This window comes from Hyphomicrobium sp. (genome assembly GCF_035548195.1).
In the GTDB taxonomy this organism is placed as follows: domain Bacteria; phylum Pseudomonadota; class Alphaproteobacteria; order Rhizobiales; family Hyphomicrobiaceae; genus Hyphomicrobium_B.
This window is the reverse complement of record NZ_DASZTY010000022.1, coordinates 155,680-181,710: the sequence shown is the minus strand read 5'-3', so window position 1 is coordinate 181,710 and position 26,031 is coordinate 155,680. Positions and strand designations below refer to the sequence as shown.

General features: G+C 59.4%; 25 protein-coding genes and 1 riboswitch. Of the genes, 6 read left to right on the top strand and 19 right to left on the bottom strand.

The window, feature by feature from the left end; translation table 11 throughout:
• Positions 1 to 186 precede the first annotated feature (186 nt).
• Together VHB22_RS07985 and VHB22_RS07980 are read right to left on the bottom strand one after the other, a co-directional pair.
• Positions 187 to 702, bottom strand: coding sequence for an N-acetyltransferase (locus VHB22_RS07985; RefSeq protein ID WP_325456428.1), 516 nt, complete (start codon positions 700 to 702; stop codon positions 187 to 189).
• Positions 703 to 735: 33 nt separating this feature from the next.
• Positions 736 to 1,161: an NUDIX domain-containing protein gene (locus VHB22_RS07980; RefSeq protein WP_325456427.1), complete on the bottom strand. Its 426-nt coding sequence runs from the start codon at positions 1,159 to 1,161 to the stop codon at positions 736 to 738.
• A 116-nt stretch (positions 1,162 to 1,277) separates the two neighbouring features.
• Between VHB22_RS07980 and VHB22_RS07975 the strand changes: the two genes are divergently transcribed.
• From VHB22_RS07975 to VHB22_RS07965, 3 genes are all read left to right on the top strand, one after another.
• Complete coding sequence (locus VHB22_RS07975; RefSeq protein ID WP_325456426.1) at positions 1,278 to 2,183, top strand: metallophosphoesterase; 906 nt, start codon at positions 1,278 to 1,280, stop codon at positions 2,181 to 2,183.
• A 399-nt stretch (positions 2,184 to 2,582) separates the two neighbouring features.
• Complete coding sequence (locus VHB22_RS07970) at positions 2,583 to 3,668, top strand: patatin-like phospholipase family protein (protein ID WP_325456517.1); 1,086 nt, start codon at positions 2,583 to 2,585, stop codon at positions 3,666 to 3,668.
• Between the two features lie 78 nt (positions 3,669 to 3,746).
• Positions 3,747 to 4,283, top strand: coding sequence for a DUF3280 domain-containing protein (locus VHB22_RS07965; protein ID WP_325456425.1), 537 nt, complete (start codon positions 3,747 to 3,749; stop codon positions 4,281 to 4,283).
• On the opposite strand, the gene VHB22_RS07960 is transcribed toward VHB22_RS07965, so the two are convergent.
• Complete coding sequence (locus tag VHB22_RS07960; protein WP_325456424.1) at positions 4,280 to 5,068, bottom strand: helix-turn-helix transcriptional regulator; 789 nt, start codon at positions 5,066 to 5,068, stop codon at positions 4,280 to 4,282. The genes VHB22_RS07965 and VHB22_RS07960 overlap by 4 nt on opposite strands.
• 213 nt (positions 5,069 to 5,281) lie before the next feature.
• Between VHB22_RS07960 and VHB22_RS07955 the strand changes: the two genes are divergently transcribed.
• Positions 5,282 to 5,665, top strand: a complete 384-nt coding sequence (locus VHB22_RS07955; protein ID WP_325456423.1) for a hypothetical protein — start codon at positions 5,282 to 5,284, stop codon at positions 5,663 to 5,665.
• Positions 5,666 to 5,667: 2 nt separating this feature from the next.
• Here the strand turns inward: VHB22_RS07955 and VHB22_RS07950 are convergent, their stop codons facing one another.
• From VHB22_RS07950 to VHB22_RS07940, 3 genes are all read right to left on the bottom strand, one after another.
• Positions 5,668 to 6,249 (bottom strand): septal ring lytic transglycosylase RlpA family protein, encoded by a 582-nt coding sequence (locus VHB22_RS07950; RefSeq protein WP_325456422.1) that lies wholly within the window; start codon positions 6,247 to 6,249, stop codon positions 5,668 to 5,670.
• Positions 6,250 to 6,370: 121 nt separating this feature from the next.
• Positions 6,371 to 6,955: a septal ring lytic transglycosylase RlpA family protein gene (locus VHB22_RS07945; protein WP_325456421.1), complete on the bottom strand. Its 585-nt coding sequence runs from the start codon at positions 6,953 to 6,955 to the stop codon at positions 6,371 to 6,373.
• 483 nt (positions 6,956 to 7,438) lie between these two features.
• Positions 7,439 to 8,407, bottom strand: coding sequence for a magnesium transporter CorA family protein (locus VHB22_RS07940; RefSeq protein ID WP_325456420.1), 969 nt, complete (start codon positions 8,405 to 8,407; stop codon positions 7,439 to 7,441).
• Between the two features lie 196 nt (positions 8,408 to 8,603).
• On the opposite strand from VHB22_RS07940, the gene VHB22_RS07935 reads away from it, so the two are divergent.
• Positions 8,604 to 8,918 (top strand): hypothetical protein, encoded by a 315-nt coding sequence (locus VHB22_RS07935; RefSeq protein ID WP_325456419.1) that lies wholly within the window; start codon positions 8,604 to 8,606, stop codon positions 8,916 to 8,918.
• A gap of 90 nt (positions 8,919 to 9,008) precedes the next feature.
• On the opposite strand, the gene VHB22_RS07930 is transcribed toward VHB22_RS07935, so the two are convergent.
• Together VHB22_RS07930 and VHB22_RS07925 are read right to left on the bottom strand one after the other, a co-directional pair.
• Positions 9,009 to 9,419: a polymer-forming cytoskeletal protein gene (locus VHB22_RS07930; protein WP_325456418.1), complete on the bottom strand. Its 411-nt coding sequence runs from the start codon at positions 9,417 to 9,419 to the stop codon at positions 9,009 to 9,011.
• 216 nt (positions 9,420 to 9,635) lie between these two features.
• Positions 9,636 to 9,968 (bottom strand): hypothetical protein, encoded by a 333-nt coding sequence (locus VHB22_RS07925; RefSeq protein WP_325456417.1) that lies wholly within the window; start codon positions 9,966 to 9,968, stop codon positions 9,636 to 9,638.
• A 225-nt stretch (positions 9,969 to 10,193) separates the two neighbouring features.
• On the opposite strand from VHB22_RS07925, the gene VHB22_RS07920 reads away from it, so the two are divergent.
• Positions 10,194 to 11,555, top strand: coding sequence for a polysaccharide deacetylase family protein (locus VHB22_RS07920; protein WP_325456416.1), 1,362 nt, complete (start codon positions 10,194 to 10,196; stop codon positions 11,553 to 11,555).
• A gap of 652 nt (positions 11,556 to 12,207) precedes the next feature.
• Here the strand turns inward: VHB22_RS07920 and VHB22_RS07915 are convergent.
• The 11 genes from VHB22_RS07915 to VHB22_RS07865 form a co-directional block, all read right to left on the bottom strand.
• Positions 12,208 to 12,834, bottom strand: coding sequence for a hypothetical protein (locus VHB22_RS07915; RefSeq protein WP_325456415.1), 627 nt, complete (start codon positions 12,832 to 12,834; stop codon positions 12,208 to 12,210).
• A gap of 110 nt (positions 12,835 to 12,944) precedes the next feature.
• On the bottom strand, positions 12,945 to 13,400 hold the full coding sequence (locus VHB22_RS07910) for a hypothetical protein (protein WP_325456414.1): 456 nt from the start codon (positions 13,398 to 13,400) through the stop codon (positions 12,945 to 12,947).
• Between the two features lie 5 nt (positions 13,401 to 13,405).
• A complete protein-coding gene (locus VHB22_RS07905) occupies positions 13,406 to 13,816 on the bottom strand; it encodes a hypothetical protein (RefSeq protein WP_325456413.1) in 411 nt (136 codons plus the stop codon).
• A 121-nt stretch (positions 13,817 to 13,937) separates the two neighbouring features.
• Positions 13,938 to 14,648 (bottom strand): hypothetical protein, encoded by a 711-nt coding sequence (locus VHB22_RS07900; RefSeq protein WP_325456412.1) that lies wholly within the window; start codon positions 14,646 to 14,648, stop codon positions 13,938 to 13,940.
• A gap of 7 nt (positions 14,649 to 14,655) precedes the next feature.
• A complete protein-coding gene (gene thiC, locus VHB22_RS07895; protein ID WP_325456411.1) occupies positions 14,656 to 16,575 on the bottom strand; it encodes a phosphomethylpyrimidine synthase ThiC in 1,920 nt (639 codons plus the stop codon).
• Positions 16,576 to 16,599: 24 nt separating this feature from the next.
• Complete coding sequence (locus VHB22_RS07890; protein ID WP_325456410.1) at positions 16,600 to 16,992, bottom strand: response regulator; 393 nt, start codon at positions 16,990 to 16,992, stop codon at positions 16,600 to 16,602.
• Positions 16,985 to 17,094, bottom strand: a riboswitch (TPP riboswitch). Its footprint overlaps the gene before it by 8 nt.
• 287 nt (positions 17,095 to 17,381) lie before the next feature.
• Positions 17,382 to 19,019: a DUF4332 domain-containing protein gene (locus VHB22_RS07885; RefSeq protein WP_325456409.1), complete on the bottom strand. Its 1,638-nt coding sequence runs from the start codon at positions 19,017 to 19,019 to the stop codon at positions 17,382 to 17,384.
• 89 nt (positions 19,020 to 19,108) lie between these two features.
• A complete protein-coding gene (locus tag VHB22_RS07880; protein ID WP_325456408.1) occupies positions 19,109 to 19,906 on the bottom strand; it encodes an NAD(P)-binding domain-containing protein in 798 nt (265 codons plus the stop codon).
• 24 nt (positions 19,907 to 19,930) lie between these two features.
• Positions 19,931 to 22,066 (bottom strand): hypothetical protein, encoded by a 2,136-nt coding sequence (locus tag VHB22_RS07875; protein ID WP_325456407.1) that lies wholly within the window; start codon positions 22,064 to 22,066, stop codon positions 19,931 to 19,933.
• A 9-nt stretch (positions 22,067 to 22,075) separates the two neighbouring features.
• A complete protein-coding gene (locus VHB22_RS07870; RefSeq protein ID WP_325456406.1) occupies positions 22,076 to 25,060 on the bottom strand; it encodes a DUF4159 domain-containing protein in 2,985 nt (994 codons plus the stop codon).
• Positions 25,057 to 26,028 (bottom strand): DUF58 domain-containing protein, encoded by a 972-nt coding sequence (locus tag VHB22_RS07865; protein ID WP_325456405.1) that lies wholly within the window; start codon positions 26,026 to 26,028, stop codon positions 25,057 to 25,059. The genes VHB22_RS07870 and VHB22_RS07865 overlap by 4 nt, the downstream gene beginning before the upstream one ends.
• Positions 26,029 to 26,031: the final 3 nt, after the last annotated feature.

Below are 26,031 nucleotides of genomic sequence, written 5' to 3'. Positions count from 1 at the left end.
ACCATAAAAGCGGCCGTTGAACGCTAAAATGGACAACTTGCATGAACCTGCCGAAGCCGGGCTTTGCCGCTGTGGGCTCCGCCCAACGGGCAAAATGTGCATGCAAGGCAACGGGCATCGCAGCCCGCATGATGGTCCGGTGAATTGGTTACCGAAAACTTACGATTGCCCGGGCGTCGGCAGAAATCACGCCACAGTGTTCGAGGGGATGGCAACAACGAGGCCGCGGTACTCAGCGAGCGCGCCGTCCTTCAACTCGCACGCCAGAATGCGCGCAGGATCGACCGGTCCCGGAAAAACAATCTGTCCCGCCTGGACGACTTTGAAGCCGAAACGGCCGTAATAGGGAACGTCTCCGACGAGCAGTATGAGCGCCGTGCCGCCCGCGCGCGCGGCCGCCATGGCTTCGGTCATCAGCTTCGTCCCGAGGCCAAGGCCCCGATGCCCGGGATCGACAGCAACCGGTCCAAGCAAGGCTCCGCCGCCCCGGCCGCCAATTGTAATCTCTGTAATCCGAAGCGACGCCACGAGTTCGGCGCCGAGATACGCGACCAGACAATATCTCGAAAGGTGCCCTTTACCCTCGCGCACGCGATAGGCTGAACGGGCAAAGCGCCCTGGCCCGAAGACGTGCGCGTGCAGTCGCGAGATTTCCGCAACATCGCCGGGGAGAGCTTTACGGATAACCAGAGGCGGGGACATGAGGCGGGTTCCGAGAGTTCGAACGGGCGGCTTCTAGCACACTTCGAACGGCGCGCGACCCTCGGCGGCCTGACAGATGCGCGCAGCATCATCAGCATCGAGCGCCGCCGGCAAGGCATCGAGGCCGAAGAAGACCAGAGTCGGCGGCTTGCGCGACGTTTGCATCCAGGCTCTGACCACGAACAATCCCGTCTGTCCCCCCAAGGCTCCATTAACTTCGGTGTACATCCAGAAAAGCTCCTGGCGTGAACCGATATCGATGCCAAGATCGTCGCCCAGGAGTCGGCTTAAAGCGTCCTCCAGCGCTTCCCCGCGGCGAACCCCGGTTCGCGGAAGACGCCAGCCGTCGCCAGAACTTGCGTTGACGAGTCCGACGCGGCCAGTCGTGTCGAATAGACACGCCTGAGCAACAAGCCTAAGCCCACGGGCCCACCGCCAGTAGCTTTGCAGACCGCGCACGACTATCTTGCTCAGGAACGCCAAATTCTCCACACCCCCCGGGCCACGAACGCGCAGGGCGTTTGCTAGCACACCATGCTGGATTGCGCGCGCCCGCAGTGGGCCTCGCTTCTCCGATGACCGCAACTTTCACGCTCGCCCACTTTTCCGACGTCCACCTGCCTCCGGTTTCGGGGTTCACGTGGCGCTATTGGAATGCCAAGCGCCTACTAGGCTATCTCAACTGGCAGAGGAAGCGCCGTCACGTCCATTTTGCTGAGGTCGCGGACCGTCTGATCGCCGACGCACATGCGCTTCGAACCGACCACATTGTCATTACGGGTGACCTCGTCAATCTCGGTCTTCCGGCGGAGCACGAAGCAGCGCTCGCCTGGCTTCGCCGCGTCGGGCCTCCTGGCCGGGTTACCGTCATTCCCGGTAATCACGATATTTATTCGCACATGCACGGAGATCGCGGCGTTGCGCGCTGGGCCGAATATATGGACGCCGAAGAAGAGACGTTAGCGTTTCCATTCGTACGCCGTATCGGCTCGCTCGCCCTTATCGGATTGAACTCGGCGGTTGAGACGCCGCCATTCGTTGCCAGTGGACTGCTTGGCGCGCGCCAGATCGAAATCGCCCGAGAGCAGCTAGCAAGGCTCGGTCAAGAAGGGGCCGTTCGCGTCGTGCTCATCCATCATCCGCCGCTCGCTGGCATGACGACATCGCGGCGAAGTCTGAGAGACGCTGCGCATTTTGTGCATCTGCTTGAACGCGAAGGCGCGGAACTTGTCATCTACGGCCACAACCACACGCCTGCCGTGGATTGGCTTCCCGCGCGCGAGAAACCCGTGCCGCTCGTCGCGGCGGCATCCGCCTCGGCGGGTGCGGCCCTCGGCGACGAACCGCTGGCCCGGTACAATCTTTTCACGTTCTTTGATACGCCGAACGGCCTCCGCATTCGTCACGTCGTACGAGGTCTCGAAACGCCGGAAGGCCCGGTCGTGAAGCTCAGCGAAGACGTGCTTGAAAAACTCGATTGAGCGATTGCGACAGATGCGTGTGTCAACGCAGCGGCCAATTGCCACGCGAAGGCGCGTCGTCTGACCGCGTTCCGGGGTCACATTCGGCGCGCGCTTTCGAGGCAAATTGTTGGAAGCGAAAAGACTGTCTGCACAGATGCTGAGCAAGACGGCGCAAGATGCGAGCGTTGCGACGGTAACTCGCGATGAGATCCATGTCTTCGCGGCCGAGACGGGACGCTCGGACACGTTGAGATTGCACCTATTCGCTGCGTTGGCGCGGCTGAAGCTTTGGAAAGAGCGAGCGTTGTGCCGCGTCTCCGATGACACAAGCATGCGGAACGATTTAATGATAACCACGATATGCGCGGGCTAGGCGGTTCTCGTGCGGCGTGCGGGGAGCAGTAAAATTTGGCGAAAGTGGCCGATATAAATCTCGCCCTTCAGGGCGGCGGGGCACATGGTGCCTTCACGTGGGGGGTACTGGATCGTCTTCTCGAAGACGAGACGTTGCGCTTCGGCTGGATCAGCGCCACGAGCGCTGGCGCCGTAAACGCCGTTGCGCTTGCTGCAGGACTTGCGGAAGGTTCGCGCGAGAAGGCCCGCGAAAAAATGTTCAAGATCTGGCAGGCCATTTATCAGGCCGGCGTTCCGGATCTGACCCGACTCAATCCGTTTCTTAACGGAATGGTGCGCCCGTCGCAGCTGACGACCCACATCGCGACGATGCTGTCGCCGTACGAATTTAATCCTCTCGGTTTCGATCCGCTGCGCCATGTCCTCACCGATCACGTCGATTTCGATCTCGTGCGCGCGAAATCGCCGATCGAGCTTTTGATCGCGGCGACGCATGTCGCTACAGGCCGCGCACGCCTCTTTCGCCACGATGAAATCACCGTCGAAGCGGTGCTCGCATCGGCTTGCCTGCCTGTCCTGCATCACGCTGTCGAAATAGACGGAGCCCCCTACTGGGACGGAGGCTTCTCCGCTAACCCGGACCTTGTGACGCTTGGTAGCGAGAGCCCGGTCGGCGATACGCTCCTGGTCATGGTCGCACCTCGTGTCAACGAAAAGCTACCGACGACCGCGCGCGATATTTCCAACCATGCCAACAGGCTGACATTCAATGCTCCGCTGCTCCGCGATATCGAGGTGATCACCGCCGTGCGAGAGACTTGCGCCGGGGCTCTGCTGGCCAAGGGTCGGCTGGCGCCGCTCTGTCGCCATCGCTTTCACTTGATCGACGGTGGGCCCATCACCGGCACGCTCAATCCCGAGACCTCGCTGAAGCCCGATTGGGACATGATTACGTATCTGCACGGCGCCGGCCGCGACCACGCCGAAAAATGGATGGCAGTCGCGCGCTCAGCCGTCGGCCGGCTCGAAACAGTCGATCTCGCAAAGTATTTCTTCCCGCCATCGGAAGACGGCGTCCTCTTTCGCTCGCCCGCGCCTCCGAAGAAACCGGCGATCAAGCGCGGCGCCAGCGCAAAACGCGCGAAATAGACGTGTAGATGTCAGCGCGATCTCTGACTTGCAACCATAAACGCCATTCCCATGTTTTTATGTGAAAGGGGTATGGCGATGCATGCTTTGCGTAACAGGGTCATCAAGATCTCTTTGGCTCTGCTCTTGGCCGTCCTCTCGGTTCAGCGCGCGAATGCCAAAGTGAACCCGCCGCATCTCGCGTTTTTGGGCCTTCGGTTTATGAACGATAACGAGAATCTTGAACCAACCACAACGCAAGAGCGTACCCGCATCGCACACACTGAGAAACAATTCATCTGGACGGTCGCCAATTCTGGAGCTTATCGCATCACACCATTGACCGGCGCGGTGCGTCGTAAAATCGCTGATGGCCAGCCGATTGGGCATTGCGGCGGATGCGAAGCCGCATATGGCAAGGAACTCCACGCCGATCGTGTGGCATGGATGACCGTGCAAAAGGTCTCGAACCTCATTCTCAATATGAATTTGTACGTAGCGGACCCGCAAACGGACAAGTTCACGTTCATCAAGAGCGTCGATATCCGCGACAACACCGATGAATCCTGGTCGCGAAGTCTGAATTACCTGCTGAAGAATTACTTTTTGCCAAAAGGCCAGCCGAACAGCGGCTAACTGATCAGACGCGCATAGCCTTCTTCGATCGTCTCGTCGAGCAGGCGCTTGTATTTCCCGTACGCTTTGTTCTTAGGCGTGATCTCGCCGAACGCGTCTCCATCGAAATTTTCACGGCGCGCATAAAGAATCGGCGTTGCCACCGGGATGAACGTCGCACGCTGCTTGTTGAGGGTCGTGATGATGCCACGCATCTCGCCCGCGCGGTCGATCTGAGAAACCACGATCATGCGCATGGCGCCTTTGGTCAGCGAAACAAAGTGAATGAAGCTGGACGATGCAGGAATATAAAGGCGACCGCGGTGCGCGTAGGGGGCATCCGGCCTGTCTCGTTCCTGAAACAAAAGGCTCGGCCACTCCGGATCCCAGGTTATGTCCGTGCGATAGGCAACCACGGTCTCCGGCAGCGAGAAGGACCGGCGAAGCGTCAGATAACTGCCGATGTAATGATCGACCGCCACCCGCGCGTAAGCTCCCATGTAGAGCGGCGCGACGCCGCCCTCATGGCCCGCTCCATTCGTTTGACCGTTTTCCACGGCGACGGACTCGCCGTGCCACGCATCTCTTAACCCATGGAAATCGAGGCCGAGCACCATGCAGACGTCGAACAGCGTCTGGTCGCGGACGGAGCGCCCGCCAAGAAGATTTTGAATCGTCTTTTCGTGACAGTCTGAGGCATCGGCAAGCTCGGCCTGCGTTAGCTTCTTCTCGACCATCGCTGTCTTGATGCGATCGAGAGCTTCGCCGCGGGTGGTGATGGGTGTCTGGACGGAGGGTTTCTTCATCAAACACGCGTCGGCTGAAAGGAGGCTTTGCTGTTGCGTAAAAATACCGATTTTTATCTCTCGTTGGCAATCGGAATCCGGAGCTAAGTTCGAGCTTCCGGCGCGTGTCGCCCATTCACCACCAGCGGGCTGATCTTTCTGCCCGCAAACCAGCATCGTTATTTCAGTGAGTCTGCCGCTGGGGTGGACACTTATGAGATCGGTATAGGCACCATGTCGGATGAGATCACTTTGAAATTTGCGGCGGCAGTCTCCGCTGCGGCGCTCGCAGCGCTCGGCCTTTTGGCGCTCCAGGCTGGAGAAGCGTCGGCACAGGAATTCGATTGCCGCAAGGCGGAATTGGCGTCCGAGCGCACGATCTGCCGGAATGACGTGCTGGCTGCACTCGATGAGAAGGCAAGCAATCTCTATGGCGAGCTAAAGCAGTCTTACCGCAGTACGAGCCAGCGCGATCGACTGAAGCGATATCAGCGCCAGTTCCTTGATGCGCGCGATGATTGTGGCCACGATACCGAGTGTATCAAAGGAGCGTACCTCGATCAGATCAGCGTGCTGGAAGCGCAGTTGGATCGTAGGTATCGCGCAGAAGAACGTTGAGATCAGTTGAGAACTTCGAGACGAACGTTCGTCAGACCGACGTCCGTCATTTTGAGAGTGCGCGCTGCGCCTTCGGAAAGGTCGATCACACGTCCCCGCTTGAACGGACCCCGATCATTGATGCGGACGATAACGCTTTGTCCCGTATCAACACGTGTGACCCTTACGCGGGTTCCGAAAGGAAGCGTACGGTGCGCTGCCGTCAGCCCAGACGGATCGAAGTGCTCGCCCGTCGCGGTTACCGTTCCGGCGCTGGCGCCATAATAGGAGGCCAGGCCCGTCATCGCAGGGCTGGTCTGCGGCGGTTGCGGGCCGTGCAGCCCGTAGGGTTGCGGGATGTGGGTGACGGCGGCCGCCGCTACGACCCGCCGTTTGGGCACCGTCAGCGTCACGCTGACCTTCGGACGCCACGATCCAAGGATCGGGCGCCGGGCCGTTTTGACTGTCCAAGTCGCCATCTTTAACGCTCGGCTCGCCGGTCCCGCCAATCCATCGACAAGGTATTCAGCCCTGAGCGGGCTGGCTGATGCGACGGCAGCAAGATTGAGCGCAAGCACGAAACCGGCGCGAGTGCTTCGGTGCACGCAAATTCCCCCCGGAACCATCCCCGAATCACGCTGATTATCCCGATTCGCAAGGCAAAAAAACGTCAAGAGGCGCCGGGTCCCCGAGCGCCTCTTGTTATTTCAGATTTGTCAAAAGTGCTCAGCTTCGGCCGAGAACTTCCAATGACACCGGAGCAACGCCCGCGCCGGTCATGCTGATCGCTTGAGCAGCTGCGCGAGAAAGGTCGATGACACGGCCGCCGACAAAGGGTCCGCGATCGTTGATGATAACGACGACAGAACGCCCGTTGCGGCGGTTGGTGACGCGAACGCGCGTGCCGAAAGGCAATGTGCGATGCGCGGCAGTAAGGGCGCCTGGATTAAAGCGAGCGCCGGATGCAGTCATCTGACCCTGCCAGTAATAGGACGCCATACCGCTATAAGCGCCGCCTCTCGCCGCGACGCGGGTCGCGTGATGCCGGCGTGCCGGAGCCTGAGCATAGTGCCGCCGCGACGTCCGGTAGGCATATCGCGAATGCCTTACAGCGCGGTGGGCATAACGCTTCTTAGCGTAGGCATGCTTCGAGTGAGAGGCCCGGTAGGAAACGCGCGACTTCACCGCCTTGTGCGAGGAAGATCCGCAAACATACGCCGCCCCGTGGCAGCGCCAAGCTGCATCAGCGGGAACTGCGCTGGCCGTCATGGCTGCAACGCCGAACGCGGCAACAGCGATAAACGAACGCATAGTGCACTCCTTCTTCTTCATAGAAGCAGCAGCGTTTCCGGGTCGAATTGAGCAATTTCCCCCGCCTGCGCCGCGGGAGGAGAGGGCGCAGGGCAACCGCCACGTGGCGGCACTTTCATTAATGTTGGGAGAAGTGACTCACTGAGAACAATCCCTCTGATGACCCGTAACCGAACCCCAGAACCTGGCTCGTACTGCTACCCGTGATGAGTGGGGTTTTCCCCGTCCTGGCGCCGCACAACGAGCACTGGAGTTCCATGTGGTCAACCCATTGCTGATACCACATTTTAACCATATTAATTAAACTTTTGAAAAATATAGGCTTTTATACGCGCAGCTTTAGGTTGCGTGACGTCCGGTCGCAGAACGGATGGTGTTCATCCGTTAACTGAGCGCCGTCCCCCGCCAAGGCGACTATTCTTTTATGATCAACCGACTACCGCATGGCAGAAGCTTTTTCTGTCCGGCCACGTCGTTTTCGGCTCAGAGCCAGCCTTTCTTGCGGAAATAGAGGAACGGCAAAAGCCCCGACACAAACATGAGAACGAGAGCTAGCGGATAGCCCCAGGATTCCGCGAGCTCCGGCATGTATTTGAAGTTCATTCCGTAGATCGACGCAACCAGCGTCGGCGGCATCAGCATCACGGCCATGACCGAGAACAGCTTGATGATTTGGTTCTGTTCGGTCGAGATCATGCCAAGCGTCGCATCGAGCAGAAAGCTCGTACGTGACGATAGGAACCGCAGGCTTTCCATTAGCGACGTGATGTCGTGATTTGCGGATTCAATACGCGTCATGATCCGCTTATCGTCTTTTCGCTCGCGGACGGCATTCGCAAAGTAGAGAAGCAGCCGGTGGATCGACATGGCGCTTTCCTGCGCTCGGGCGGTGATGTCGCCCTCTTTGCCAACCGTCTTCAAGAGGACGTCGAGCCGCCGGTCGCGCGAATTCTGCGACCCGTTCTGACCGAATACGATCGGCGCCATGCGTTCGACTTGATCCTGCACGCGCTCGATGAGGTCGGCCTCGCGCTCGATCAGCATTTCGGTAAGGCCGATCATGATGCCGGGCCCCGATGCGCAAGCCGGGTCGCCTTTTCCTGCCCGAGTGACATAAAGGGGAAATGCTCGAGGATCGGCGTAGCGAACCGTGATAAGGTGCGGGCCTGAAAGAATGAATGTGATGACCGACGTCATCGGCACGTCTTGCGAGCTGTTGTGCAGGATGATCGCGGTCATATAGTACGCGCCGTTTTCGGTATAGAAACGGTTCGAAGCCTCGATCTCGCGCATTTCCGAGCGAGTCGGAACCTCGATGCCGAGCGCCTGCTCGATCGTCTTGTCTTCGTCTTCGGCAGGGTTGAGAAGATCAATCCAGACGGCGCTCCCAAGGCTTCCCGGTTCCAGGCGCGGGACCAGTTTGCCGCCGACTGCGTCATACACAGTAATCATTGGCGTCCCTCATGAGAATCGGTCGATTTCCAAGCTGGCGCAAAAACGCCCCGACATTCCAGCGTAGGAGTGCGTAAACCGTCGAGACCATTTTCATGGCGGCTCCGGCAAGGCAAGCTGCTAAGCTCGAAACCGGCACTTTGCGAGTGCGCATTTTGCGGCGGCTGGCGGCACGGCAACAGATTAAGGACTCACGATGAGACAAAAAAATTCAGCGGCGATTTATCTGGTAGCCGCGTGTGCCGCTGTCACATGGACGCAATCCGCGTCTGCTAAAATCAAATGCACGGCCGACGGATATCAAGACGTCAACGGCGCATTGCTTGCGACGCCGTATTGCCAGGACCAATTCGTCTCCACTGTCGCCCGCGAGTATGGCGTCTACGCGCCTGCCGATAAGATCCGCAACAATCCCAATTTTAAGCGGCATGTCTGTCGGCTGATCGGCCAGGATATCCGCATCAAAGAGACGTGTGACCAAGTCACTCCGTCGGCGCGCGGGCGTTTTTGATTTCGAGAATGCTCGGACAAAAATGAGGTGACGTTCGCCTTGGGCAAACGTCACCGGCATGATCGTATCAGATAGTCTCTGCTAGTCGTATTAGCCGAGATCGGGCGTAACCTCACCGACGTCCTTTGCCCGGCGCACGCTTCCGTCGAACTGGGCACCTTCGTCGATAGACAATGTCTGCTTGACGATATCGCCTTCGACGCGCGACGTAGCGTTGAGATTGACCGACGAGCCCTTCAAGGCGCCGTTGACTTCGCCCTGTATAATAATCATGCGCGCGGTGATGGTTCCGACCACGCTGCCAGTGTCACCGACGGTGACGGATTCACCGTGCACGTCGCCCTGGATGTGTCCGGCGATGAGCAGCGAACCCTTGGTTTTGATGACGAGCTGCTGGCCGGCAATGGTGATGTCTTGCCCAAGGACCGAAGTAGGCGCTTCGATTGCCGGTCCCGAATGATGCTGCGGAGCGCCGAAAAGCGGCGGAGCAGGCGTTTTCATTGGTGCGATTGATGGCGGTGCAGCGGACCTTATTGGCTCCACGTTACGCGAATCAGGCGTCGATACGCGGTTGAACATATACTCTACCCCCCAAATGACGTCGGTTGTCGCCGGTCCCGCGACGAACAATAGACCACCTCACTTTGGGCACATTATGTCCAAGAAAAAAACTTCTCCAGGTAAAATGCGCCTGTCGAGCGCATCCGTCCCCGCCGATCACCGCCAAAGATCGACGAACGGCGCCACGATGTGCCGCCCGTGTCGTCCGCTATAGACGTGCACGAAGGGCGCATCGACAACGGTATGTCTACCGCTTTCGACATGCGCGAATGGCGCGTCGACGATGTGACCGCGATAGTGTCGGCGATAAGAGTGACGGTGGTGTCGGTCGTGATAACGGTAATCGCGGACCTTGACGATACCGGATGCTCCCGCCGTCACGACGTTGTCGCCTGCTGGCAATGCCTCTGCGGCTGAGAGAGCCGCGCTCGACAGCACGCAAGAAAAGGCGGATGCGACGGCAATAGAGGATCGGAAAAAAGCAAACATCAGGCGGCAAACTCCACGCGCTTTATAACGTCATTTCAACTACGGTAGTCGCCCATGGTTTCGCAACCACAGCTGCGTCCAAAGACGACTCATGCGACACTTATGCTGAATTGGGAGGTATTCCCGGACGCGTCAAAGCCACAGCGGCTTAGCAAGGCGCATGGGCAGGCTGTTACGCGTTTACCAAACTGATACCATCCGACGTCTGATGATGGGGAGGACGCCATGGGAATGCGAGCGCGGATTGGATTCATTCTATCGGCGTTTCTGATCTTTCCGCCAGCGTGGGCGGGCGCGGACGAAACCTGTCCCAGAGCCGGAACGCTCGGCATCTCGCGTACCGTCGAAATCGACACGACAGGCGGCCCCGGATTTGGGACAGAGCATTACAAGGCCTACGACTTTCTGCAGGACAAGGAGGTCGTGCTGACCTTTGATGACGGGCCGCAAAAATACTCGACCGAAGCGGTTCTGAAAGCGCTCGCCGACGAATGCGTGAAGGCGACGTTCTTCTCTATTGGCAAAATGGCGCTCGGCTATCCGGAGATCATTCGAGAGGTCGCGAAAGCGGGTCATACTGTCGGCACGCATACGTGGAGCCACAAAGCCATAGGCAAGCTGAAGACGTTCGACGATGGAAGGGCCGAGATCGAACGCGGCATCAGTGCCGTTCATCGTGCCGTCGGTGGACCGATCGCGCCCTTCTTTCGCTTTCCGACACTCGTCGATACGCCGGAAGCCGTCGCGTATCTCGGGAAACGAAACATCGCGATGTTTTCGGCCGACATCGACAGCGTCGATTATCGCCGTCAGTCGGTGGACCATTTGATCAAGTCGGTGATGCAAAAGCTCGATAAGCGGGGCAAAGGCATCATCCTGATGCACGATATTCATAAGCGAACGGCTAAAGCGCTGCCGGTCATCCTCGCGCAGTTGAAAGCCAAGGGCTACAAGATCGTGCACATGACGCCGAAAGCGCCCGTTGTCACGCTTGCCGAGTATGACGAGACCATCGAGAAAGAAGCAAAGGGATTACCGCAGGTCGGCGCCGAGCGCCCGTTGTCGAGTATCGTGAAGACGGTCGGCGGAACACCTCCGAAAAACGAAGCGGCCGACTCCGCGTCAACCGAAAATGAAGAGTCCGAACCTGAGGGGATGCCTGCGTCGTCGCTTCCGGCCTTCCCGTCGGCTGCACCGCCTGCGACGGTGCCCGATGCATCGTCTCCGTCGCCGCCCGCATCGGGCTCTCTACCGGATAGCGAAAAACATTCCGAAAACGGTGCGCCGGACTCCGGCAGCGCGACGAATGACCCAGCGGTGCCCGCTGCCGGAATGTCATCGCGGCTTGCGACACAGCACACGGCCGACTCGGCGTCCGCGCCTCCGGGTTCAACGGCACCGGCATCACCGGCACAGGCGGCGTCCGTCGTACGCACGGTGTCGGCCGATGAAGTTCGAAACCAGGCGGCCGCCGAGCCTTCGCCGGGGAATATGGCTCCTGTCACCGCGCACGAAGCGCCTAAGGCGCCGCATAAATCGCTGATGGAGCGGGCCAAGGAGACGTGGAAATTGTGGTTCGGCGAATGAAGGGCCAAGCACCCGCAACTCCGCATGCATCGAGACAAAAAAGAAATGGGTGGCAGAGTGTGCCACCCATTTCTTTTTGGACGCCCTGCGAGGCCCCCCCGGACCCGCCGCAAACCAACATAAAGTACCGTAGCGCATGACAGCGCACTGGCTTTCTTCGGGCGTGCGCGATGCGTGAGCCATGAAACTCATGCAAAGCGTTACGGCTGCTTGTGGGTATTTCTCCCCCCAGCCAATCCCCCGATCAGCTGTCCCACGAGCAAAAGGCTATGTCAGAGATCCGGGTTCTTCCACAGAAAAGCGAATCACCGCGCGATGATTCGATGCACGTGTGGTGTTTTGGTTACAACAAAACCTTTTGAGCAAAAGCCTGGGACGTGCGTCGCACGTCGACTATTCGGGGTGCTTCGCGCAAAGAGAAAGGGCCGCTTTTCGGCGGCCCCGTGAGATCGTTCGTCATGAAAGCGGAGTGCGATATCCGCGTCTATAGCCTCAGTTGCAATCCGGGAGATTTCCGGATGTAAGCCTGAGCGACCACGACATCGACCGCCTCAAGATCCCACTCGACATCGGATCACCTCCTCTCGGTTGTTGCTGATGAGAAGAGGCTCGCATTGTTCGCGCGATTTGGAAAGAGGGTTCCGGATATGGCCTATTTCTTTCCGCAACTTGCATAAGGTGGCTTTTCTCCTGCCACGACGGGGCAGACGCGAAACGGCACCATCTGCTTGAGGCGACCTTTCCACTTGGCTTCGTCAATCGTCAAATTTTCGGCGCTCGATGGCGTGCGTTCCGCCCACTGAATCGTGTAGACGGCTTTTGGCGCTTTGATCACCAACATCAATGCCGTCTCGCTATGTTTGTCCGGCCCTACTTTTCCGCAGCTTGCGATGGCGACGAAGCTGTCCTGGCCATCGATCTTCGTTGGTCCTAGCGGCTTGACCGCAAAAGTGTCCGGACACTGCCTCTGGATGCTGTCCGATATATGTGCAGCGATGAATTGCGCCGATTTGGCCGTATCGTTTTCGTCTTTGGCACCGCTTACTGTGATCATTTGCGACCAATTCTTCGTCGTTTCGCCTTTTGGAAAGGCGTCGCGAAAATACTGACCGGCGCTCGTATTTGCTTTGTTCATCTCGAATCCGGAGGGCAGAGTGAAGCCGACGAGCTGACCGAGCACCGGCTCGATAAATGCGGATGACGAGGCAGCCGCCAAAGCCGCGGTCGAGATCGACGCGAGAACCGCAGTAAAAAGAATGGCGGGCAAGGGAATACGCATGGGCAAAGACCTTTCGCTTCCGGGCGTCGCGACGGACGTAATACGTCAAGACCAGGTCCGTCTGATAGAAACGTCGAAATTCAACAAGGGCAACAGCCGCGAAGCCGCGGTCATGTCAACTGATGAATGACGAAGATGGCAAGAATGGCGAATGCCCAAAGATCGGTCCACAGCGCGACGCGCTCTTTAATGTTGCCTTCCCGGAAAAGGTGCCCGAGACCGGCCAACCCATAATAGAGCCCTGTGACGATTGCCGCCGGCACGAGCCACCTTGGCTCGGCCAGCGTGGCAAGCGATAGCGCCCCCATAGATAGATTGCCAAAGCCGACCTCCCGCACGATGGCATACGCCGCGGGAGCATCGATCTCGAAAATAGACTTCGCGGTGAACGCCGGTTGAAGCGTTTGCTTCATTCCGGCGATAAAAAGGCGGACGCCACAGGCCCAAAAGACAAACCATTTCCCGACAAGCCACAAAACGTCGACACCTGCCGACAACATCGCTTCTATGACGACGCTCGCAAACGGAAGTACGAAGAGTAGAAGCGCTATGATAATGAAATACATCTGCGTCAATCCCGATGTGTACGCATCTCCATCGCGCGGCCGAAACCGGCGAGCAGCGTGCCGAGCGCGAACAACGCAAGCACGATGTATTGCAGGTTATCCTCGACGCTTTCCTTGGCGATCATGAAATCGGAGATATTCGCATCCGCCGTCTTGAAGCGGTTCAGGCTTTCGTCGCGCGCAGTCTCGGCTTCCTTGATTTTCTCGGCCGGGACATTCAGTGCCTGCAATAGGATAATTCGATTATCGTGGACGGCTTTGATTTGAACTTGCGCAGATTGCTGAATGCTGAAGGCGGCGAGCCGCCATTCAATCTCGCGCTTCAACGGATCGAGATAGAACATCTGCGTCGCCGTCGATCCAAGCAGCAGCGCAATCCCAATCAATTCACCAAGCTGATAAAACCTGAACCCCATGGCGTCCCCCGCTGGCTGGTTTGGACGAGGAGTGCCCGAATACCTCTCGTCTGCGTGTCTACCGCGATCCTACCAAAAAGGTGTCCTCTGACTATGATTTTTGTGTTTTGACGGACGGGTTTTAGGTGTCATCGAAAATTAAGTGATCCCAGAATTCGTTGGCCTCGCGCAGGTAAGTATCCCAGCGATCTTGCAAATCGTCAGAGCTACCTAAGAATACCAAGCTGGATGCAGCTTCGATTTCAGACGAGAGCTTGAGGAAGCTGCGTGTTTCATTGAAGGTGGGTTGAGGGACTTGATCATAATCTTCAGCGTGCGCCAGAAATGAATTTCGCAAAGGCCGCAATTGCTGGCGGAACTGAAGGAGTCTGTCGTCAATAGGTACCGGTCCCGTCCAGTTCTTGGGCACCAAGCTTTTAATAAATTCTACCCTCTTTCTGACCAACTCGGCGTTCCGTTGTTTCCACTGGTCATCCCAATCTGGTTGCCAATTCAGCGCGCGTTCTACGAGCGCAGAGATAACGTCTTCGTGTTCAAGAAAGTTGGCCAACACACAAAATGTTTGGCGATCTTCTTTTTCGCCCGGTGGGTCAGATATCCGCAGAAGGCTTGATAACGTGTCTCGTACCAATCCTTTGATTAGGGTATTTGCGGTTTTTCCCAGACCGAAATGTCTGATGCTGTCACGTAACTGGGAACGGTGTTCCTCGTCGCGTCCGTTGAACGCTTCAACGATGCACCAAATTCGGGTGGCTGACCGGACTTCGTCTTCGAGCCGTTTGGAAATCTTAGCCCCTTCAGCTAGTCGTTGCCGAAGCTCGTTATCTTCCATAGATACGTTAACCCGCTTCCTCGCGATCTCTCTCGATGTACAACTGCTCGCCCATCTCCCTAAACTTCGCGCTCATCTCCAGCATCCCGGTCTCTTTATCGTTCAGCGTCGCCGCGTAGTCCCGCACGTCCTGGGTGATTTTCATCGAGCAGAATTTCGGACCGCACATCGAGCAGAAATGCGCGACCTTGTGGGCGTCCTTCGGCAGTGTCTCGTCATGGAATGACATCGCCGTGTCGGGATCGAGCGACAGGTTGAACTGATCCTCCCAGCGGAACTCGAAGCGCGCGCGTGACAGGGCATCGTCGCGAAGCTGCGCCGCTGGATGTCCCTTCGCAAGATCGGCCGCATGCGCTGCAATCTTGTACGTGATGACGCCGACCTTCACGTCGTCGCGGTTGGGCAACCCCAAATGTTCCTTCGGCGTGACGTAGCAAAGCATCGAGGTCCCGAACCAGCCGATCATCGCCGCGCCGATGCCGGAGGTGATGTGGTCGTAGCCCGGTGCAATGTCGGTCGTCAGCGGTCCAAGCGTATAGAACGGGGCTTCGCCGCACGCTTTCAACTGCTTGTCCATGTTGGCCTTGATCTTGTGCATCGGCACGTGGCCGGGGCCTTCGATCATCACCTGACATCCCTTGTCCCAGGCGACTTTGGTCAACTCGCCCAGCGTTTCAAGCTCGGCGAATTGCGCACGGTCGTTGGCATCGGCAATCGAGCCGGGACGCAGCCCATCGCCGAGCGAGAACGACACGTCATACTTCCGCATCAGATCGCAAATCTCGTCGAAGCGCTCGTAGAGAAAGCTTTCCTTGTGATGCGCCAGGCACCACTTGGCCATGATCGAGCCGCCGCGCGAAACGATTCCCGTAACGCGGTTGGCGGTCAGCGGTACGAACGGCAGCCGCACGCCCGCATGGATCGTGAAATAATCGACGCCCTGCTCGCACTGCTCGATTAGTGTGTCGCGATAAAGCTCCCACGTAAGCTTCACCGGATCGCCTCCGCATTTTTCCAGCGCCTGATAGATCGGCACGGTGCCGATGGGCACGGGCGAATTGCGGATAATCCATTCGCGCGTCGTGTGAATGTTGCGGCCCGTCGAAAGATCCATCACGGTATCGGCGCCCCAGCGGATCGCCCACACCATCTTTTCAACTTCCTCCTCGACCGACGACGTGACGGCGGAGTTGCCGATGTTGGCGTTGATCTTCACAAGAAAATTGCGGCCGATGATCATCGGTTCCAGTTCGCCGTGATTAATGTTCGCTGGGATGATCGCACGACCTCGCGCGATCTCGCTGCGCACGAATTCCGGCGTGATGTGCTCAGGTATGTCAGCCCCGAAATTCTCGCCATCGGCAAGCGCTTCTTTCGCTCGCGCGAGCGCAGTCTCGCGGCCGAGATTCTCCCGATGCGCGACGTAGATCATTTCCTTCGTGATGATTCCCGCTCGCGCATATTCAAACTGGGTAAGCGGCGTCGCCTTGCCGCTCTGAAATTCCCCTCGCCCTTGCGGGGAGCGGTTAGGGCTGGGGCGCGCCGGCTGGGGAGAAGTGGCACGCAACGGCCGACGCACGGTGGGAAACACCCGCGCTGCATGCGCGCCGGAGACGTTGCCGTTGTCTTCCGGCTTGATCACACGTCCATCGTACGTTTCGGTGCCGCCTCGTTCGACGATCCACGCGTCACGAATGCGCGGCAGCCCCTTCGCGACATCGATCGTAACGGAAGGATCCGTATAGGGACCCGACGAGTCATAGACGCGGAACGATGGCTCGTTTGCGTCGGTCAGTGCGATCTCACGAAAAGGAACATTGAGATCGTCATGTCCTTCGGGCGAAGAATAAACCTTCGTCGAAGCGCTTAGTGGGCCGACAGTCACTTTTGGCGTCTGGATATCGGCGGCGCGCGTGGGCTTATTCATAAGGATCTCCGTGGTACAAGTAGGCTAGCGGCCATGTTTGTGCAGAGTCGAAGCGATGGTTTCGACGAAATGCCGATGCGAATACGGTGTGTTGATCCAGGCGTCGTAGGCGAGATCGGAGATCTTCTCCGGGATCTCGTATTCATCCCATGCCGATACGAAAATGACCGGCGTGCGATCTCCGCGCTGCCGGATACGGCGCAACATCTCCGCGCCGTTCATCCTGGGCATTTTGTAGTTCAGAAGGATGATGTCGTACGACTGGCGAGAGAGGCATTCGATGCCTTCTAGCCCATCGAGCGCGATGTCCACGCGTCCGCTACCTTCCTGGCGCAGCATCAATGCGATCTGCCGCGCCAAGTCGTCGTGAATGACCAGCATCTGACGGTCGGCAATATAACTTGAATAGGATGCCATAACTCTCCGTCCCTTCGCCGGCATGATCCGGATCAGGTTCAAAGGGTGCTCGCGCTTGTTTGCGTGATCTCAGCCGGACAACCGGCGCCCCTCGGAAACGCAGCTATTGTTGCGCCGATGTTTGGAAATGGCAAGCGTAGCTGTGCGTCGAACTCTCGAACGTCGCGGCGCCACCCCGGCGTCGTTCCGTGTGTGTGGCGCGAGGGATTAGATCAACAAACCGTCATCCCGGCGCAGGCCGGGTCCAGCCAAACGTGAACATGACGGATGTGGATTACTGTCTGGGTGCCGACCTCCGTCGACATGACGTCAAAGGGGCCGGGACGACGTCAGAAAATTGGCCGACTGGGGATGTTATGTCCGACGAGAACCCCGATGCCACAAATTTGCTAAGCCGCAACCGCGTGTTTCGCAGCGTCGACCCAGCCTTTGATTTTCTCGATGTCCGGCGGGCGGCCTTCGCGCAACACCCGTTTGCCGGAAGAGGTTGCCGCGAACTTCAAAACATTTGCTGAAAGTATAACGGCATCGGCCTGTGCCACCGCCTCCGCTGTGCGGTATCCGGCCCCGACCAGAAGCTGCGCATGCGTGCCGCGAAGTCCGGGCACATCGATCACCATTTGCGCCTGGTCTTGCCAGTCCGTCAGCGTCTCGGCATCAAAATGCGGATCATCGAGTTGATCGGCAAGCTCGTGCGGATCGGAATCGAGAAAATCGCCGACCGTATGCACGCCGACTTCAGCAAAGCGTTCTGCCGTTTTCGGCCCAATGGACGGTGCAGCTTCGAGATCGTCGCTGGCGAACAGATATTTCTTTGAAGGTTCATTCCCGTGGTTGAGTACACGCTCTGGCACCGGCGGCGGCTGCGGAATCCGCGTCACGATGGTAGGCGGAACCGCATCTGGAACGACCTCATACCCATCGTGCGGCAACGCGGGTGGGCGCTGCGCGACGTCCGAGACAATGCCCGACGACTTAGCCACCGCAATTTCAAGCGCCGTCATGTCGGGCGTCGATGTGACGTGTTTCGACGTCGCTAGCGCGGGCGGCGCGGCTTTTGCCTGATCGCTGCCGGCGGAAAGTCGATCGGCGCGGGCCGCTTTCTGTTGAGCGAGCTTTGGAGCCAAGACCTCCTCACGATGCAAGTCGCGAATAGTGCGGTCGTCTTCGGATAAGGAATGTTCGACTTTCCCGGTCGTCATCAGCTCGTCGTAGATCGCCGCGACGAGTTTGCGGTCTTCGGCATTGGTCAGCCGCTTCTCGATGAACTTCCGCGGAATTTGCGTCATCGCCAGAAACGTTTCGGCGGTCAGCGATACATCCGGCGCTGCAACGCCAGATTCCGAGATCGCAGCATCGAGGACATTGCCGAAGCTCTTGGACGCGTAAATCAGTAACTCGGCGACGAGATTGCGCGCGATATCGTCGAGACCTTCTTCGGGGTGCGATGATCCCTTGTGAATGTCGTAATGCGCAATCAGCTTTTCGTAATAGCGATGCGAGAACTCCGCGCCGTCGCAAACGTAGTCTTTCAGCCAGTTCGGACCGGTCGGCCGCGGAGCTTCGAGACTCGCGAACCGTTTTTCACCGATTGCCCGCAACCCATCGTAAGACCGGTTGATGCTCCACTCCGTCGCGCGATGGATAGCGTTCTCGGCCTCGGTCTGGCCGGTATGGAATGGCATCACCGGATCTGTGAAATAATGGCTAAGCACTCCGGCTGCATAAGCCGCCTCGGCCCAATTGCCCGCCTTCAGCTCTGCAACCGTCTGCCCATACCACTCGTGCGCTTTTTCCGGCGCGCCACCCCAATAGTTGTCCGAAACATGCAGCACGTGGTTCTTGAAATCCTTGAACGTCTTGTCCGGCGCTTTCGAGCCTTCGAGATAGCGTTCGACGTACTTTAGGAATACGCGCGTCCAGTCGTCCTTGTCGGCGCGCGGCATCGCATTGAGCGCATCGAGCGCCAGCTTGTGGTGCGTGCCATTGGCGTGCGTGGCATAGACAATTCGAAAAAGCGCGGACATCACTGCCTCGGAGGTGGCCGGTATATCGACCTCAAGCTACGCGAGTCGCAGCCTTGCCTCGATTGCTCCGTGGACCGCCAAAGCAGTCATCAACGATTTTCGCTTTTTTGCCTGGCCCGCTTTTCCGAGGCCAGATCAATAATATCGGCGCTGAGCCCACGGTCATGCGCTATGCGCCGAGCGAGTTCGGCGCGCTGGCTAAGCCAGGTCACGTTAGGCTCCCGAAGTAGAGAAGTATCGGAAAGCATTCGCGTCAGCACGGCAGGCGTCAGCCCGCAAGCGTTACCGAGTGCGATAGCTTCTTCCCGCGCCACCGCGTGCGCCGCTTCGACATAGCCCATCAGTGCAGCGACGGCATGCGCGCTGCCGAGCGGCCCGGTGCGCTCTACGCTTCCGAGCAACGCAAGCACTTTTTCCGCAACGTCAACGGCATCGGGATAACCGCCGACGAAAATCTTGGCGCGCCCTTCGCCGGCGGCATCCACACCGCCGATAAGCGCCCCGTCGACGACGGCGACACCCCGCGTGCCGAGCAAACCCAGCAACGCCTGCAACTCGCGCGGCGTTCGGGCGCCGAGATCGACGACAACTGAGCCCGGCTCCATCTCAGCGCCAAAACCCATGCGATCGTTGTTGCCGACAAGCAGTTCGCGCAGCGTTTCGGTGTCGTCGATGGCGACCAGCGCGATCGCACATTCGGCAGCGATATCGGTCGGCGTCGGCGCTGGTTCGATCCGCTCGCCTCTCGCGACCACGGGCGAACCGCTAAGCCCGGTATAAAGTGTGCGATACCCGCAAGCTGCAATGCGGCGCGCGATGGCCGGGCCGTAATCGTCGTTGCCGATGACGCCGACCGGCTTCAGGTACGAAAGATCAGGATTGCCCATGGAAACTCCAGCTTGCGGCCGAGGCTAACGCCCTTCGCGCCACCACGCGAGCGCAATCAATGCAAGCAAAGCTGAAAGCGCCGCAAAGCCGGTAAACATCGGCGTCAGCTTCACGCCGCGCGTTAGGTAAGCCTGCCGATCTTTAAGGCCGAGCCAGCCGGAGCCTGCCATGACCTTTGCAGCCGACATCATCGAAATACGGGGAACATCGACGTTGGTCGCCGATCCGTTCTGGGTCCGCGTCCAGAAAACGCCGCCGCCTGTCGTATCGGCGATCGGTTTCATTTTGTCTTCCGTCGCCGTGACTTCGCTCATTTCGCGCGGATCTTCGACGCCCGCGTTGGCGACGGCCGTCAGTTGACCTGTCGTCGCCGACGTCTCGGCTTTGTAAAGACCAGGCAGTTTGACGTCGACTGTGGATCGCCAGACGCCCGGCTGGCCCGTCACGGGCTTGAGCGTGACGTCGGTCGTATCACCGCCCGGGCCGAGAACCTTCACCGGTCCGACCTTGTCCTCCATCGAGCGGCGTTCGAGCGTCAGCTTCATGCCTTTGGACGTCGCGATCAGGCGTTCTTCTTCGAGATCGGGCTCCTTCATCAGCCAATGCGAAAGCCGCCGCAGGAGATCGGTGTGTGGCCCGCCGCCATCGTATCCGCGTGCCCACAGCCACGCCTGATCCGAAGTCAGCAGCGCGACGCGGCCTTTGCCGTTGCGATCGAGAATGAGCAACGGCTTGTCCTCGGCCCCCGTCATGACAATGCGGCCACGTTTCGGCGTGACCTCCGCTTGCCGGAACCATTTTCCCCACGTCGGCTTCGGCGAGGCATCGGCGACGTTTGCCGAATTCCAGCCTGGAAGGCCACGCGTGACCGGATGCTTTTGCCCCTCCGGCGTAACCTTGGCGCGGAATGGCATTTCCAGCACACGCCCGGTCGGCGCTGCGGGGAGAACCGGCGCCAGAGGCGTGTGATAAATGCTGAACGCACTTGCATAGTCGTCGCCCGCCGCGACGAGCAGTGCGCCCCCGTGCTCGGTGACATACTTCGCAATATTGTCGTAGTAGAGCAGCTGCAAAATACCGCGATGCTCGTATCGGTCGAAGATGATCAGATCGAACTGGTTGATCTTCTCGGAAAAGAGCTCGCGTGTCGGAAATGCGATCAGCGACAGCTGATTGATCGGCGTTCCGTCCTGCTTCTCCGGCGGCCGCAAAATCGTGAAATGCACGAGATCGACCGCGGCATCCGACTTCAAAAGATTTCGCCACGTGCGTTCGCCGGGGTGCGGCTCACCCGAAACGAGCAGTACCCGCAGATTTTCGCGCACGCCTTCGGCGGCGACCACGGCGCGATTATTGGCTGTCGTCAGCTCGCCGGGAGTGGGTTGAAGCTCAATCTCAACGATGTTCGTCCCCGTATGAGGGATCGGCATGTCGATCTTGACCTTCCTGTTGATCTCGGTCCGGACCGTTTCGTCCGGCAGGCCTTCGCGGCGAACCTTAAGTGTCACGGCGCCGGATTCCGCCGTCGGCGCTTTACCCGTCTCGCGCACCGCCAGCTCGATCGGTCGCGACTGCCCGACAAGGCCGTAGCGCGGCGCTTCCATCACTTCGATGCGGCGGTCGAATTCGTCGGGCTTGCCTGTCAGCAGCGTATGCACCGGCGCATCGAATCCGAGCGACGCCGCCGACTTCGGCACGTCGTGCACCTGTCCGTCGGTAACGAAGAGCACGCCCGCGATCCGGTCCGGCGCCGTGTCGTTGAGCGCCGAATTGAGATCGGTGAAGAGATTGGTGCCCGGAGCCGCCTGCTCGCCCGGAACGCCGCCCGTCACCCATTTGATCTTGAGGTTCGGGATCTTCGCGAACTTCTTTTCGAGATCGTCTCGGATCGCCTGCATCTGCTGCGTCCGATCGGAAAGCTTTTGGCTTGGGCTTTCGTCCAGCACGACGATCGCGACGTTGGCGAGGCCCTCGCGCTGTTCTTCTTTCAGGATCGGGTTGAAAATCGCGCCGATTAACGCCGCGAGCGCCGCAAGCCGGAGCAACGCGCCGCGTGACCGGCGCATCAGCAGCACGACAACGAGGCCGAGAGCGACCACCGTGAGCGCGATCAGCACGGGCATCGGAACGAGTGGCGCGAATGTGATCGACCAGTTCAAATCTGACCTCTACTGACCTAGTCTTTCGAGCAATGCTGGCACGTGGACTTGGTCGGCTTTGTAGTTGCCCGTCAGCGCATGCATGACGATGTTGATGCCGCCGCGAAACGCCATCTCTCGCTGCATCTCGCCGCCCGGCACGACGGGATAGAGCGGCCGCCCGCGATCATCGAGCGCCCATGCGGCTGCGAAATCATTCGACGTAATCATGATAGAAGTGACGCCGTCCGATACGCGCGCCTTGTGCGTCTCGTTGTCGTTATGCGGCGTGGCTTCGACCCAAAGCTGTCCGCCGTCCCATCGGCCGGGAAACGACCTGAGCAAATAGAACGACTTCGTGACAACGTGATTTTCTGGGACCGGTTCGAGCGGCGGCACGTCCAGCTTGCCCAAGAGCCGTTGCAACGCCGAGCCCCCTTTGCCTGCGAGCGGCAAGGTGTTGCTGCCGCCCTGTCCGTAGTCGCGCGTATCGAAAATGATGAGCCCGCCTTCCTTCATGTAAGCGTCGATCTTGGCGATGACTGGATCGGGCAACGCTTCGGCGGACTCAAGCACGGGCCAGTAAAGAACGGGATAGAACGCAATCTCGTCCTTTGTGATATCGACGGCCGCGGGCTCACCCGGTTCGACGGCCGTTCGCGTTTCGAGCACGCGACCGAGGCCCTGCAGGCCGGCACGGCTGGTTTCATCGGTCTCGCGGTCGCCGCTGAGAACGTAGGCGAGCGTTACTTTGCTCGTCGCCTTGATGGCCGCTTTGTCTTTCTCCGATAGGTTGCCTGGCCGCACGATCTCGATGCCGTTCGGCGACTGGGGCCGTGCGAAGTTATCGAGCTGTTGGATTTCCGGTTGCTGAAAATCCTCCGGCGAGAATTCCTGCGCCTTTGCGGTGCCGGGGAATGCGGCATAAGCAAGTGTCGCAAACATGATGGCTGCAGCCGCGCCGGTCCTCGTACGCGAACGAGGGCGCCGCGCGAACACTCCTGCCAAGCCGCCCGCCTGCAAAACGAGAACCGCGAGAATGTCCGCGAACAACAGCGCGAGAGCAATGCCAAGCAGCGTCGGTTTCAGCGGCGTGCTCGCCGCATTCTCGTATGAAAGCCGCGTCACCGATGCCGGCAGAGCGGGGAACGGAGTAAGTGTGCTTTTCGGCGTCAGCACGTTGAGCGCGCGAGGGCTCGCCGACTGTCCGTAGTAGCCGGGTGGATGATCGAAGCTCGGCTCGGTTTTTTCGAGTTCCGATGCTTTAACAGGCTCCGCTGTCGGCGGCGGCGCGCGCAGCGTCCCAAGTCCGTCGAGCGTTTTCAAAGGAGCAAGCACATTGGCGTCGCTGTTGGCATTCGCTGCGCCGTTCGCAGTTGCTTCGGCCGATGCTTTCCCCTGCTGGACGGAGGCGCCGATCGCGCCCATCGTCGAAAGGCGGCGCAGCATATCGACGAACAGGCCTGACATCGGCAGGTTCGACCAATCTGAATTCGCCGTGACGTGGAAAAGAACCAGCCGTCCATTGCCGTGCTTCGTCGCGGTGACGAGCGGTGTGCCATCCTTAAGCCGCGCCCAGATCTCGACCTCGGGTGTCAGCTCGGCCGGATCGGCGAGCACCTGCCGGTTGACGGTCACGTCCTTCGGAATTGTCAAACCCGAGAACGGGCTATTCTCGTCGAACGCCGCTAGCGGTTGCGGTGTCGACCATGACAACGCGCCGCCGAGCGAGCGTCCCCCGGTGCGTAGCGCAACCGGCAACAGCTCGTCGCCTGACTTTTCGAGCCGCGGGCCGGCAAAGCGAACGAGCAGTCCGCCGCGCTTTACGAAGTCGTCGATCTTCTTCGCGGTATCGCCCGTCAACGTTCCGATGTCGGCAAGCATTAAGACTGAGATATTCTGCTTGAAGACGGTGTCGAGCCCTTCGGAGAGATTGGCGTTCTTTGCGATCGCCAAATCGGCATAAGGCTTCAGCGCCTTCTCGATGTAGTAGAGCGGCGCAAGCAAAGGCTGCGCCTCTTCGCGGCTTTCGCCTGAGAGAAGGCCCACGCGATGCCATTGCGTGGCCGCGTCGATGAGACTGACGCTGCCTGCGGAACGCTCGTTGGCAATTTCAATCCGCGCCACTTGGTTGCGCAGTTCTAGCGGTAGATCGAATGCCACCGTCGCCGATCGCTGGCCCGCCGCGAGTTTGAAAGGTGCTTCGCCCAACCGTTCGCTGCGCGCCGAGTAGGCATAGACGCTGCCTTGCCTGGCAGCATCGCCGGGCGAAAACACGGTCGCTTCGAGTTTGCCTTTTTCACCGAGCTGCGCCGCAAGCCCAAGTGCTTCGCGCCCCTTGGTTTCATCGAGCACTGCGAACGTGCCGTTGCCGGCGAGGCTCGCGAGTTTCATCGCGATATCGCTCACATCCGACTTATGATCGATGCCGTCCGGCAACCAGATGATGCTCGGATTTTTTGCGCCCGCCTGATCGAGGGTCGTTTTGAGCGCAGCGACGGCGGCCTCGCGGTTCGGCGCGAACGGTTCGAGTGTCAGCGCTGCGGCGGTGCTTCGGGCATCGGCAGGTGATTGAATTTTGAGGACGGGCAACTTCATCGTAGCGGCCGTTCCGGCAATTATAACCGGCCGCCCCTTGCTTTCGGCCTGCCCGATGATGCGGTCGATCATGTTGACGCGCTCGGGCCAACGCGAAGCCGCGGCCCAGCCGTTATCGACAAACACAACCACCGGCCCGTCGCCCGAAAGCGCTGCATCCCGCGATGGATTGAGTACCGGCTCCGCCAGCGCCAGGATGACGAGCGTCGCCGCGATCAGCCGGATCAAAGTCAGCCACCACGGCGTTTTTTCCGCTGTCTTTTCCTCATTTTCGAGGCCGACCAAAATGCGCGTCGGAGGAAATTCGACCTGCGTCGGACGCGGCGGCACCGCGCGTAAGAGCCAGTAGATAATCGGCAGCGTCACGAGAGCGGCGAGAAGCCACGGATTGAGAAAGGCGAGGGGGCCGAAACTCATGATGCGCGCTCCGTCACATCGGAGCTGGCGGACATCCACTTATAGCCGCTGGCCGAACCCTGCAGGCGCATGAGCAGTGACAGGAGCGGTTCGGAGGCGGAACGATCGGTATGATGGGTCAGGAACGACCAGCCGAACCGCTTCGCCATTTCGGCAAGCTCGGCGCGATGCGCTTCGAAGCGTGCGCGATATTGCGGCCGCAATGCTTCAACGCGATCTGCAACCCACCGCTGCTCGCCTGAAGGGCTTAGAAATTCCGTGCGCCCGTAGTAGGGCAGCGTTTCTTCGGCCGGATCGATGACCTGCACCATGTGTCCGGCAACGCCATGACCGGCGAAACCTTCCAGCCGTTCACGAATCTCGCGCGTGGGTGTCAAGAAATCGCTGATCAGAATTAGTCCTGAAAAACGGCCAAGCGCCGCTTTGGGCGGCAGGCCCGAGCGCGCCAAATCGGACTCGGCGTTCGCGACGATCGTCTCGGCGATACGCGTTGCGGCGTTGCGATTGGCGGTTGGGGATGTCTGCGCCAGTAGCGCCACCCGTTCCCCGCCGCGTACCAGCAACTCGGCCGCAGCAAGTGTCAGCACCAGCCCACGATCGCGCTTCGAAACTGGCGCGATATGGCTCTGAAAGTTCATCGATGGCGAAATGTCCGGCCAGAGATAGAGCGTGTGCGCCGCCTCCCACTCGCGTTCGCGGATAAAAAGATGATCCGAACTCGCCGACCGCCGCCAGTCGACAAGCGTCGCGTTCTCGCCCGCTTGATACTGGCGGAACTGCCAGAACGTTTCGCCCGGACCCGCGCGGCGGCGTCCGTGAATGCCCTGCGCCACGGTCGAGGCGATCCGGGCTGCTTCCATCAAAAGCTCCGGCATGCGATCGACAAGTCCGACCGCCTCGCGCTCCAGCGCCAGGACGTGACGGCTTTCGGTGCCGACGCTGGATCGTTGCCCTCGTGGGCCCGCCATGCG

What these genes read in the sequence shown, in the direction of transcription:
- VHB22_RS07985 (WP_325456428.1), bottom strand. Translation starts at nt 702, where the DNA reads ATGTCCCCGCCTCTGGTTATCCGTAAAGCTCTCCCCGGCGATGTTGCG.
- VHB22_RS07975 (WP_325456426.1), top strand. Translation starts at nt 1,278, where the DNA reads ATGACCGCAACTTTCACGCTCGCCCACTTTTCCGACGTCCACCTGCCT.
- VHB22_RS07965 (WP_325456425.1), top strand. Translation starts at nt 3,747, where the DNA reads ATGCATGCTTTGCGTAACAGGGTCATCAAGATCTCTTTGGCTCTGCTC.
- VHB22_RS07960 (WP_325456424.1), bottom strand. Translation starts at nt 5,068, where the DNA reads ATGAAGAAACCCTCCGTCCAGACACCCATCACCACCCGCGGCGAAGCT.
- VHB22_RS07955 (WP_325456423.1), top strand. Translation starts at nt 5,282, where the DNA reads ATGTCGGATGAGATCACTTTGAAATTTGCGGCGGCAGTCTCCGCTGCG.
- VHB22_RS07945 (WP_325456421.1), bottom strand. Translation starts at nt 6,955, where the DNA reads ATGCGTTCGTTTATCGCTGTTGCCGCGTTCGGCGTTGCAGCCATGACG.
- VHB22_RS07940 (WP_325456420.1), bottom strand. Translation starts at nt 8,407, where the DNA reads ATGATTACTGTGTATGACGCAGTCGGCGGCAAACTGGTCCCGCGCCTG.
- VHB22_RS07935 (WP_325456419.1), top strand. Translation starts at nt 8,604, where the DNA reads ATGAGACAAAAAAATTCAGCGGCGATTTATCTGGTAGCCGCGTGTGCC.
- VHB22_RS07930 (WP_325456418.1), bottom strand. Translation starts at nt 9,419, where the DNA reads ATGAAAACGCCTGCTCCGCCGCTTTTCGGCGCTCCGCAGCATCATTCG.
- VHB22_RS07925 (WP_325456417.1), bottom strand. Translation starts at nt 9,968, where the DNA reads ATGTTTGCTTTTTTCCGATCCTCTATTGCCGTCGCATCCGCCTTTTCT.
- VHB22_RS07920 (WP_325456416.1), top strand. Translation starts at nt 10,194, where the DNA reads ATGGGAATGCGAGCGCGGATTGGATTCATTCTATCGGCGTTTCTGATC.
- VHB22_RS07915 (WP_325456415.1), bottom strand. Translation starts at nt 12,834, where the DNA reads ATGCGTATTCCCTTGCCCGCCATTCTTTTTACTGCGGTTCTCGCGTCG.
- VHB22_RS07910 (WP_325456414.1), bottom strand. Translation starts at nt 13,400, where the DNA reads ATGTATTTCATTATCATAGCGCTTCTACTCTTCGTACTTCCGTTTGCG.
- VHB22_RS07905 (WP_325456413.1), bottom strand. Translation starts at nt 13,816, where the DNA reads ATGGGGTTCAGGTTTTATCAGCTTGGTGAATTGATTGGGATTGCGCTG.
- VHB22_RS07900 (WP_325456412.1), bottom strand. Translation starts at nt 14,648, where the DNA reads ATGGAAGATAACGAGCTTCGGCAACGACTAGCTGAAGGGGCTAAGATT.
- thiC (WP_325456411.1), bottom strand. Translation starts at nt 16,575, where the DNA reads ATGAATAAGCCCACGCGCGCCGCCGATATCCAGACGCCAAAAGTGACT.
- VHB22_RS07890 (WP_325456410.1), bottom strand. Translation starts at nt 16,992, where the DNA reads ATGGCATCCTATTCAAGTTATATTGCCGACCGTCAGATGCTGGTCATT.
- VHB22_RS07885 (WP_325456409.1), bottom strand. Translation starts at nt 19,019, where the DNA reads ATGTCCGCGCTTTTTCGAATTGTCTATGCCACGCACGCCAATGGCACG.
- VHB22_RS07880 (WP_325456408.1), bottom strand. Translation starts at nt 19,906, where the DNA reads ATGGGCAATCCTGATCTTTCGTACCTGAAGCCGGTCGGCGTCATCGGC.
- VHB22_RS07870 (WP_325456406.1), bottom strand. Translation starts at nt 25,060, where the DNA reads ATGAGTTTCGGCCCCCTCGCCTTTCTCAATCCGTGGCTTCTCGCCGCT.
- VHB22_RS07865 (WP_325456405.1), bottom strand. Translation starts at nt 26,028, where the DNA reads ATGGCGGGCCCACGAGGGCAACGATCCAGCGTCGGCACCGAAAGCCGT.